This window comes from Myxococcota bacterium (genome assembly GCA_035498015.1).
Classification (GTDB): Bacteria; Myxococcota_A; UBA9160; order SZUA-336; family SZUA-336; genus VGRW01.
Map to the genome: position 1 here is coordinate 1 of DATKAO010000236.1, position 9,752 is coordinate 9,752.

At 71.0% G+C, this 9,752-nt stretch carries 10 protein-coding genes; 8 read left to right on the forward strand and 2 right to left on the reverse strand.

The genetic code is table 11. The features are described 5' to 3' along the window. The 8 genes from VMR86_20910 to VMR86_20945 all read left to right on the forward strand — a co-directional run. Nucleotides 1-250, forward strand: a 250-nt coding sequence (locus VMR86_20910; protein ID HTO09524.1) for an outer membrane lipoprotein-sorting protein, incomplete at its 5' end; no start/stop codon positions are given. Then, on the forward strand, nucleotides 250-1,476 hold the full coding sequence (locus VMR86_20915; GenBank protein ID HTO09525.1) for an FtsX-like permease family protein: 1,227 nt from the start codon (nucleotides 250-252) through the stop codon (nucleotides 1,474-1,476). The genes VMR86_20910 and VMR86_20915, both read left to right, overlap by 1 nt. Nucleotides 1,477-1,483: 7 nt before the next feature. Further along, nucleotides 1,484-2,731, forward strand: coding sequence for an FtsX-like permease family protein (locus tag VMR86_20920; GenBank protein ID HTO09526.1), 1,248 nt, complete (start codon nucleotides 1,484-1,486; stop codon nucleotides 2,729-2,731). Nucleotides 2,732-2,739: 8 nt separating this feature from the next. Next, complete coding sequence (locus tag VMR86_20925) at nucleotides 2,740-3,435, forward strand: ABC transporter ATP-binding protein (GenBank protein ID HTO09527.1); 696 nt, start codon at nucleotides 2,740-2,742, stop codon at nucleotides 3,433-3,435. Next, nucleotides 3,432-4,667, forward strand: coding sequence for a hypothetical protein (locus tag VMR86_20930; GenBank protein ID HTO09528.1), 1,236 nt, complete (start codon nucleotides 3,432-3,434; stop codon nucleotides 4,665-4,667). Before VMR86_20925 ends, VMR86_20930 begins: the two co-directional genes overlap by 4 nt. 132 nt (nucleotides 4,668-4,799) lie before the next feature. Continuing rightward, nucleotides 4,800-5,438 carry a hypothetical protein gene (locus VMR86_20935; GenBank protein ID HTO09529.1) on the forward strand — a complete coding sequence of 213 codons (639 nt, stop codon included), beginning with the start codon at nucleotides 4,800-4,802 and terminating at the stop codon, nucleotides 5,436-5,438. Between the two features lie 14 nt (nucleotides 5,439-5,452). After that, on the forward strand, nucleotides 5,453-6,313 hold the full coding sequence (locus tag VMR86_20940; GenBank protein ID HTO09530.1) for a hypothetical protein: 861 nt from the start codon (nucleotides 5,453-5,455) through the stop codon (nucleotides 6,311-6,313). Beyond that, nucleotides 6,310-6,783 carry a YkgJ family cysteine cluster protein gene (locus tag VMR86_20945; protein ID HTO09531.1) on the forward strand — a complete coding sequence of 158 codons (474 nt, stop codon included), beginning with the start codon at nucleotides 6,310-6,312 and terminating at the stop codon, nucleotides 6,781-6,783. The genes VMR86_20940 and VMR86_20945 overlap by 4 nt, the downstream gene beginning before the upstream one ends. A 6-nt stretch (nucleotides 6,784-6,789) precedes the next feature. On the opposite strand, the gene VMR86_20950 is transcribed toward VMR86_20945, so the two are convergent. Together VMR86_20950 and VMR86_20955 are read right to left on the reverse strand one after the other, a co-directional pair. Beyond that, a complete protein-coding gene (locus VMR86_20950) occupies nucleotides 6,790-8,253 on the reverse strand; it encodes a VWA domain-containing protein (GenBank protein HTO09532.1) in 1,464 nt (487 codons plus the stop codon). Beyond that, a complete protein-coding gene (locus VMR86_20955) occupies nucleotides 8,250-9,572 on the reverse strand; it encodes a malic enzyme-like NAD(P)-binding protein (protein HTO09533.1) in 1,323 nt (440 codons plus the stop codon). The genes VMR86_20950 and VMR86_20955 overlap by 4 nt, the downstream gene beginning before the upstream one ends. Between the last annotated feature and the right edge of the window lie 180 nt (nucleotides 9,573-9,752).

The following is a 9,752-nucleotide window of genomic DNA, read 5'->3' on the forward strand; positions in this document are numbered from 1 at the left end:
CCTCGCGCCGCTGCTCTTCGTCTACTACGACGAGCCCGAGAAGGGCCACTACACCGAGCTGCGCCGGATGCACTTCTCCGACGTGCGCGAGGTGCAGGGCCGCCCGCTGCCGCACATGTGGGAGATGACTCCGCTCGACAAGCCGGGTCACTCCACGAAGGTCACGCTCGAGGAGGCCACGCTCGACCAGAAGCTCGACGACCGCATCTTCACCCAGGAGAACCTGCGCAACTCGGAGGCGGCGCGCTGATGCTGCTGCGCATCGCCTGGCGCAACCTGTTCCGCAACCGGCGCCGCACCGCGCTCACGGTCGCGGCGGCCGCGTTCGCCACGCTCTTGTGTCTCGCCAATCTCGCCGTCTCGGCGGGCAGCCAGAAGCGCTGGGTCGCGAACGCGGTCGGGCTGTATCCGGGTCACTTCCAGGTGAGCCTGCGCGGCTACCGCGACTCGCGCTCGCTCGACGACGCGCTGGTGCTCGCGCCCGAGCAGGTCCAGGCGCTCGACGGGCTGCCCGACGCGGGCTGGGCGCCCCGGCTCGAGGCGTTCGGGCTGATCTCGGCCGACTCCGAGCATGCCACCGGCCGCGGCGTGGCGCTGTTCGGGCTGGACGTCGCGCGCGAGGCCCGGCTGTCGCGCCTGCTCGGTTCCGTGCGCGACGGCGCGCCGCCGCGCGGCGCGCGCGAGATCGCGCTGGGTGACTTGCTGGCCAGGAACCTCGGCGTGGCGGTCGGCGCCACCGTGATCGTGGTCTCGGCCGACGCCTACGGGTCACAGGCCGCCGACCGCTTCCGCGTGACCGGCACCTTCCACGTGGGCAGCGACGACCTCGACGGCTACGGCGCGATCGCGGGGCTCGCCGACCTGCAGGACTTCCTGCAGGCGGGCGCGAGTCTCTCGCACGTGGCGGTGTTCGCGCGCGACACCAAGGACCTGCCGCGGATCGGCGCCCGGCTCGCCGGCGCGTTTCCGGCCGACCGCTACGAGGTCCTGGACTGGCAGGCGCTCGTGCCCGAGCTCGTGCAGTTCATCCGCATGGGCGACGTGGGCGACTGGTTCCAGAACGCGCTCTTGCTGATCGTGGTGGCGTTCGGCCTGCTCAACACGGTGCTGATGTCGGTCTTCGAGCGCGTGCGCGAGTTCGGCGTGCTGCGCGCGCTCGGCCTGCGGCCGCGCGCGGTGTTCGGGCTGGTGGTGCTCGAGTCACTGCTGTTGTCGCTGGTGGGGATCGCGGCGGGCTTCGGGCTCGGGATCCCGGGCGTGCTGTACATGGAGAACCACCCGATCTCTGTCGAGCGCCCCGACATGGTCGAGTCGTTCAAGGTGTTCGGGATCGAGCCGGTGATCTCGTTCGGCTTCGCGCGCTCGGAGCTCGTGGCGCTGCCGCTCGTGCTGCTCGGCATCGGCGTGCTCGCCGCGGTCATCCCGGCCGCGCGCGCCGCCCGCGGCCGGCCGGTCGACGCGCTGCGCGCGACGTAGGGGAGTCATGGGAACGCTGTTCCGGATCGCCTGGCGGAACCTGTTGCGCGGCTGGCGCCGCAGCGCGATCGTGATCTCGGCGATCGCGGTGGGGCTCACCGCCTGTCTCGTGCTCGTGGGCTGGAGTCACGGCTGGGTGCGGCAGATCGCCGACACCGCCGTATCGACCAAGCTGGCGCTCCTGGCCGTGCACGCGGCGGGCTACCAGGCGAACCCGGAGGTCGAGCGCACGCTGGCCGACGGCGGGCGCCAGCTCAGCGCGGTGCTCGAGACCTTCCCCGGCGCCCGGGTGTCGGCGCGCGTGCTGGGCGACGCGCTGGCGCAGAGCCCGCGCCAGAGCGCGCGCGTGGCGCTGGTGGGCGTGGACCCGGCGCGCGAGGCACGCGTATCGGTGGTCGCGCGCTCCTTCGCGTCGGGCGGCTTCCCCGAGCCGACACCGAGCGGTGTCGCGCGCACGCTGCCGGGCGCGGCCATCGGCGGCGAGCTCGCCGACACGCTGCGGGTGAAGCTCGGCGACAAGCTGGTGCTGCACGCGCCCGGCGAGAACGGCCTGGCGGCCTTCCGCATCTCGGGCGTCTTCCACAGCGGCTCGCTCGCCTTCGACAAGAGCACGGTGTTCCTGCAGCTCGGCGATGCCCAGCGCCTGCTCGGGCTGGGCGACCAGGTGCACGAGCTCGCGGTGGCGCTCGACGACCCCCGCCGGCTACCGGAGCTCTACGCCTTCGCGCAGGCGAAGCTGCCAGCCGTGCGCCCGGGCGAGTCAGTCGAGGTGCTGACCTGGAAGGAGCGCGAGCCGCGCCTGGCCGCGATCCTCGACCTGATGACCAGTACGGCGTGGATCACCTACGCCACGCTGTTCGCGGGCATGGCGTTCGGCATCGCCAACGCATTGCTCATGTCGGTGTACGAGCGCATGCGCGAGTTCGGCGTGCTGCGCTCGCTCGGGCTGCCGGCGCGCGACCTGGTGTGGATGGTGCTGATCGAGTCACTCTTGCTGACCGTGGGCGGCGCCGTGCTCGGCGTGGCGATCGGCGCCGCCTGCGTGGCCTGGATGGGTCACCACGGCGTGAACCTCGCGGCGTTCGCCGAGGGACTCACCCAGATGGGTGCGGGCGCCACCGTCTACCCGAACCTGGAGCGGCCGGATTTCGCTTCACCGGTGGCACTGGCCTTCCTGACCGCGTTCGTCGCGGCCATCTGGCCGGCCTGGCAGGCCGCGCGGCTGCGCCCGGCCGAAGCGCTGCGGCACGTGTAGGAGGAGTCATGGGGGAGACACTGCTCGAGGCGCGCGAGGCGACCAAGGTCTACCGCGCGGGCGAGATCGAGACCGTCGCGCTCTCGAACGTCGACCTGGCGGTCGAGCGCGGTGAGTTCTCCGCGCTCTCGGGGCCGTCCGGGTCGGGCAAGACCACGCTCCTCAACCTGCTGGGCACGCTCGACCGGCCGACCTCGGGCCGCATCCTCGTGGCGGGCCTCGACACCACCGAGATGCGCGAGGCCGCCCGCGCCGAGCTTCGCCTGCGCAAGCTCGGCTTCGTGTTCCAGGCCTACAACCTGGTGCCCGTGCTCTCGGCGCTCGAGAACGTGGAGTTCGTGCTGCTGCTGCAGCACGCGCCCCACGACGAGCGCCGGGCGCGCGCGCGGCGCGTGCTGGAAGAGGTCGGCCTGGGGGCGCTCGCCGAGAAACGCCCGAACGAGATGAGCGGCGGCCAGCAGCAGCGCGTGGCGGTGGCGCGCGCGATCGCCTCGGAGCCCGAGATCGTCCTGGCCGACGAGCCCACCGCGAACCTCGACTCGAAGACCGCGGAAGACCTGCTCGACCTGATGGAGCGCATGAACCGCGAGCGCGGAGTCACGTTCCTGTTCAGCACGCACGACCCGCGGGTCATGGCGCGGGCGCGGCGCACGATCCGGCTCGTGGACGGGCGCATCGCGAGCGACGAACGGCGCGCGGTGTGACTCGCCGCGGGCTGGCGCTGCTGGCGCTGGCGGCGGCGCTCTGCCCGCGGCCCGCGCGCGCCGTCGAGCTCGACTACGGTGACTGGAAGTTCGACTTCACGGCCGCGGTGCGCGAGATCGTCACCGAGGACCGCGAGCTCGACGTGCGCGACCTGCCGCTCGACCCCAACCAGCCGATCCCGCTGCGCTCCGCGCTGCTCGCCACCACGCGCATCCGGCTCAGCGGCGAAGCGCGCTTCGGCGATCACTTTACGGGGCAGCTCGTGTACGACAACGAGCTCTTCCTGGGCAGCGGCCGCGACTCACTCGCCTTCCGCGCAGCCGAGGCGCTGGGCGCGCCGACCTTTCTCGACCTCGACCAGACACTGGTCGACTCGGCCGACCTGACCTGGCGCCACCTCCTGTACCGGGGCTGGGTGCGCTACCAGGACGACGACTTCGACGTCACGCTCGGCCGGCAGCGCATCGCGCTGGGCCGCGCGCGGCTCTGGAACCCGACCGACATCTTCAACCCGATCCCGCCGCTCGCGGTGGAAAGCGACCAGCGCGTGGGCGTCGACGCGCTGCAGGCGCGCGCGCGGCTCGTCGACGGCCTGTGGGCATCGCTGATCGTGGCGCCCGAAGAGCACGGCGATCACCCGCGCAGCGCGCTGCGGCTCGATCTGTCGAAGCAGCAGGTCGATGGCGCGCTCATGGTGGCGAAGATCGACCGCGACTATCTCGCGGGCTTCGACTTCTCGACCAACCTGGCCGACGCGGCGCTGCGCGGCGAGTTCACCGAGACCTGGCACTTCCAGGGCAAGGCCACGCTGCAGGCGGTGCTGTCGCTCGACTACACCTTCCCGATCGGGACGGGCCTGTACGGCCTGGTCGAGCACTTCTACAACCAGAACGTGATCAAGCCCGACTCACTCGCCGCGCCGCTGTTCGTCGACGCCGGCCTGCTCGCGCTGGCGCAGCGGCTCCTGCCCACGCCGCAGTTCCAGACCATCGCGCGCAACCAGACCGGCTTCGAGCTCGGCTACGACCTGACTCCGCTCTTGCGCGGCAACGTGCTGTGGATCCACGACTGGAACGGGCCGAGCGAGGCGTGGGTGCCGAGCCTCACCTGGTCGGTGCGCACTGACCTCGAGCTCTCGGCCGGCGTGCAGGTGTATGGCGGGAGTGACGGCCAAGGCGAGTACGGCGGCCGCCCGCCGCTCTACTTCGCACGCGTCGACCTGTACTTCTGAGTCGTACGTGCACGTGCGCGCAACCTCAAGTCGACTGCGCACGGGGCCGATTCCAAAGCCGGAGGGGCGTTCGCGATCGCAACGCGAAAGCACAGGAGTCCCGGCTTGCGCAGCCTTGGCATTTCCGTCGCCGTGCTCGGACTGGCGTTTCTGTCGTGTGCGCAGAACGCGACGTTCCTCTCCCCGGTCTCGCTCGACTTCTTCGTCGAGTCACCCCGCGAAGATCCCTGGAACGCCAAGATCAAGAACTGGCAGTCCCGGAACCAGCTCGACCAGCTCGCGCTCGCCGAGCGGCCCCCCGCCGACACCAAGATCGGCGAGGAGTACCAGGCGTTCGAGAACGAGCTGCGGCGCAAGGTCGCGGCCGAGACGGTGGCGTGGATCCAGGACGAGAGCCGCCGGCACTACATCCCGGACGGCGAGGTCGATCACTGGGCCACGCTGTCCGAGGTCATCGCCCAGGACGGCGACGACTGCGACGGGCTCGACCTGATGACGTTCCTGGTGCTGCGCAAGCTCGGCTTCTCGAAGGACGAGATCTTCCGCTCGATCGTGGTCGACAAGGAGACCGGCCAGCACCACATGGTCACGCTCTGGTTCGAGAACTCGGACCATCGCGACCCCTGGGTGCTCGATCCCACCGGCGTGGTCACCAACGAGCTCGTGCGGCTGTCGCAGGTCCCGAAGTGGAGCCCGATCGAGATGTTCGACGAGGCCCGCCACTACCGCGTGGAGGAATCACCGGGCAACGGTGCCGTCGCGCAGCGCTGAGCTAAATTGCGGCGATGCCGCCCGAGCTCGCCGCGACCGCTCTGCTCTCGGACTCTCCGCTCGATCCCGCGTATCCGGTCGTCACGCCGCCCGACCCGGTGTATCCGGGACAGACTCGCGCGCCGCTGGCCAGCCCGCTGGACGAGATCGCGACGCCCGCGATCTGGTCGAGACTGTCTTCGCCGCTCGAGCGCGTGCTCGTGGCGCTCTGGGAGACACTCGGGCTGCGTGACGGCGCGCGGCCGACGACCTGGGCGGCGGTGCACTACGGGCGCATCGCCCTGAACGCGCACGTCTGGGAGAGGCTGCGCGCGCGCGCGTCGGGCGAGACGCCGGACCCGGGCCTGGTCGAGCCCGCGCAGGGGCTGTTCGCGCGCGCTGCCGACCGGCTCGAGGTGGTGCGTGCCGGGCTCGGCCGGCGGCGCCTGGGCGAGCGCATCGCGCGCGCCGAGCACGAGCGCGTGGCGCTGCTGCGGCGCATGGGCGAGCTCGAGCCGGCGGAGCTCGACGCCGGCGAGCTGGCGCGCGGGCCGCTCGACGAGCGCGCCTGGACCGAGCTCTTGCTGCCCGAGCTGGGCCGCCGCCTGGGCGATCCGGGCGACGCCGAGGCCGACGCCGTGGTCCGCTCCGCGCTCGCGCTCGAGGAGGCCTGCACCGCGGAGCTGGGCGCGCGGCTCGCCGGCCGGCGCGCGCTGGCGAGCCCGGGCCTGGCACCCTACCTCACCGTGCCCGAGCGCATCCGCGCCGTGCTCGAGGGCGGGAGTCACTGGAGCGAGCTCGCCGCGCTGCGCCAGGAGCGGATCGAGCAGTTCACCAAGCTCGAGCTGCCGCGCGACTTCTTCGGCCGCCCGCGCCCCGACCCGGAGGGCGCGTGAGCGAGTCACGCCGCACCGCGCCCGTGCTGGAGCTCCCGCTGGTGTCGCTGCCTTCGGTGCACCCGTGCTCGGATTGCGGCGCCTGCTGTACCTACGTGGCCACGCAGATCGACGATCCGGCCACCTTCCAGCAGTACGAGAACATCCACTGGTATCTCACGCACGAGAACGTGGGCGTGTACATCGACTTGGAAGGTGACTGGTTCATCGAGTTCCAGACGCGCTGCCGGCATCTGACCGACGCCAAGACCTGCGCGATCTACGAGGAGCGGCCGCGCGTGTGCTCGGAGTTCTCGTTTCTCGAGTGCGAGCGCACCACCAAGGAGCCCGGCTGGAAGCACTACTTCCACAGCCAGCAGGAGCTGGTCGAGTTCCTGCGCCAGAAGCGCCCGCGTGCCTACGAGCGCTACATGCGCAAGCGCCGCGAGCTCCTGCGCAAGCGGAAAGCTAGCGCCCGCTCGCGAGCCTGAGCGGAGTCACTTCGCCTCCGGCGCCGGCGAGTCCGGGGGGGGCGCCGCCTGCTCCTGCTTCTGCTTCTCGACCGAGACCTCGACCTCGCGGCGCATCTTCTCGGAGCGCTCCTGCGCCTTCTTGCGCTCGTCTTCGATCTCGACCTTGAGCTGCCGGCGCGTCTCCTCGTCGGCGTCGGCCTTGATCTCGATATTGCGCCGTTGCAGGTCGAGCAGCCGGTTCTCGAGCAGCCGGTTGCGCTGGGCCATCATGCGCGGGCTGAGCTCCTGCGCTTCGGCGCCCGCCAGGAAGCTCACGGTCACCTCGCGCCGGCCCTCGGTGCCGTCGGTCGAGCGCGCGTAGACCTCGAGCGTGTTCTTGCCCTCGTTCATAGGGAGCAGCGCCGAGAAGGTGCCATCGGGGTTGGGCACCACGTAGTCGGCGAGCTTGCCCGTAGTCTTGTTGCGCACCTCGAGCTTCTCGATCGACGAGAAGCTCACGTCCTCGAACACCGCGCGCAGGTCCTTGGGGTTGCGCACCGGCGTGAACACGCCGTTCGAGACACGCGCCATCTCGACCACCACGACCGGCTCGGACAGGGCCTCTTCGCCGATCGCGAACGTGTCGACGCGGATGTCGAGCTTGGCCGCGCGCACCGCCTGCTGGATCGCCATCTTGGCGTTCTGCAGCGTGGCGCCCTCGAGCGGCAGGGTGGGCTGGCCGTCCGTGAGGAACATGATCACGCGCTTGGCGCCCTCGCGGCGCTGGCTGTACGCGCTCTGCGTGCCCAGGAGCTCGATCGTGGCCAGGTTCATCGCGCTCACCATGTTCGTCATGCCTTCTGGCCCGCGGCGGAAGATCGCGTCGAGCCCGCGCTCGACCTTGTTGTAGTCGGTGGTGAGCGGGACCTCGGTCTGTGCGTCGGGAGTCAGCGCGTTCGAGTCACCCGCGAAGGAGACCACGCCCACGCGCGTGGTGCGCGGGTCGAGCTGCTTCAGCAGGATCCGGCAGCCGGCGATCTCGGCTGCGAGCACGCTGTCGCCCTTGTCGGAGTTCGGCAGCGGCAGCACGCGCCCCAGCACCGAGAGATACTTCGCGCCCCGCCGCTCGCCGACCACGCCGTTCCCGTCGATGTCGGCGCCCGACGGCTCGGCCGTGCTGTCCGAGGTGTCGATCACGAAGATGATGTCGAAGGTCTGGTACTCGCCGTAGAGCGCGAGCGCCTTGCCCGACACGAAAGCCATGCCGGCCGGGTCGCCGATCACCGAGCCGTTCGAGGGTGAGTCGATCGAGAGCATGAGCTCGGGCGGCTTGTCGGCGGTCTTCTTGGCCAGGGTCTTGATGCCCTGGGTCTCGTCGGGCGCGGCGTCGACCGGGCTGGCCTTCGGATCCGGCTTGGCGGCCGGGTCGGCCTTGGGCTTGGTGGGAGCCGAGGGCGCCAGGGCGACCGCGGCCGCGAGCAGCACGCAGGCGAAGCGGCCGCGGGTCACTCGGTGGCGCCCGAGGTGAGGGCCGTCTCACGAACGGCATCCGCCACGGCGTGGTGCACGTCGGGGTGGAGGATGCTGGGCACGAGCTCCCCCGGCTCGGCGAACTGCGCGATCACCTTGGCCGCGGCGATCTTCATCGCGTCGTTGATGCGCCGCGCGCGCGCCTCGAGCGCGCCGCGGAACAGACCCGGGAAGCCCAGGGCGTTGTTCACCGAGCGGCCGTCCGCGGCAAACGCCGCGCCGGAATCGCGGGCGAGCTGCGGGTCGATCTCGGGCACGGGGTTCGAGAGCGCCAGCACGATCTGACCGGGGCGCACGAGGTCGGGCGTGATCAGCCCCGGGCGGCCGGTGGTCGCCACCACGACCTGGCCTTCGCCCATGACCCGCGCGAGGTCGCCGACCTCGCCGCGCATCCCCTCCAGACGGCGCATCGCGTCGTGACTGATGTCGGAGCCGACGACTTTCTTCACGCCATAGGAGAGGAGCAGTCGGCTGATGCCCAGCCCGGCCGCGCCCAGGCCCACGACGCCCACGTTCAGGTCGCAAAGCGCAATGCCCGTGAGCGCGGTGGCGTTGAGCAGCGCCGCCAGCACCACCACGGCCGTGCCGTGCTGGTCGTCGTGCATGACGGGAATGGGCAGTGACTCGACCAGGCGACGCTCGATCTCGAAGCACTCGGGCGCCGCGATGTCCTCGAGCTGGATCGCCCCGAACGAGGGCGCGATCTGAGTCACCGTGTCGACGAACGTGCGCACGTCGCGCGTCGGGATCAGGATCGGGATCCCCGAGAGACCGGCGAGGCGGTCGAGCAGCACCGCCTTGCCCTCCATGACCGGCAGACCCGCGTGCACGCCGATGTTTCCTAACCCGAGGATCGCCGTGCCGTTGGTGATCACGGCCACGGTGCGGCCCAACGCCGTGTAGTCCCAGACCTTTTCGGGGTGGGCGTGGATCTCGTTGCAGACCGTGGCCACGCCCGGCGTGTAGATCATGCGCACGTCGCCGATGCGGTCGACCGGCACCGTGGCGCGCATGTGGATCTTGCCTGCGCGGTGCAGCTCGAGCACGGGGTCGCGCACCGACTCGAGCGTGATTCCGTCGAGCGTCGCCACCAGCGCGCGCAGGCGGTCGAGCTGGGCGTCGTCGTCGACGTACACCTCGAAGTCACGGACCGTGTACTCACCCGCGACGCGCAGCTTCGTGATGTCGCCGATGTTCGCGCCGACTTCGCCCAGCGCCTGGGCGAGCTTGCCCAGGTGGCCGGGCTGGTCGCGGATCAGCGCTCGGAGGATGCGGACTTTCTTGGGACCGCCTCGCACGGGACTCCGACTCGAGCGTGGATGCTCAGGAGGTATGGCCAAAGTAGAGGATCCAGGGGGTGCCTGCTACGGTGCACATCGGGGGAACGGTGAGCGGACTCGAGGCTCTGCGCGAGTGGCTGCGCGTACCGCGCAGTCTGTCATTGCCGGCGTGGGCCGCGGCGCGCCTGGGCGTGGGTG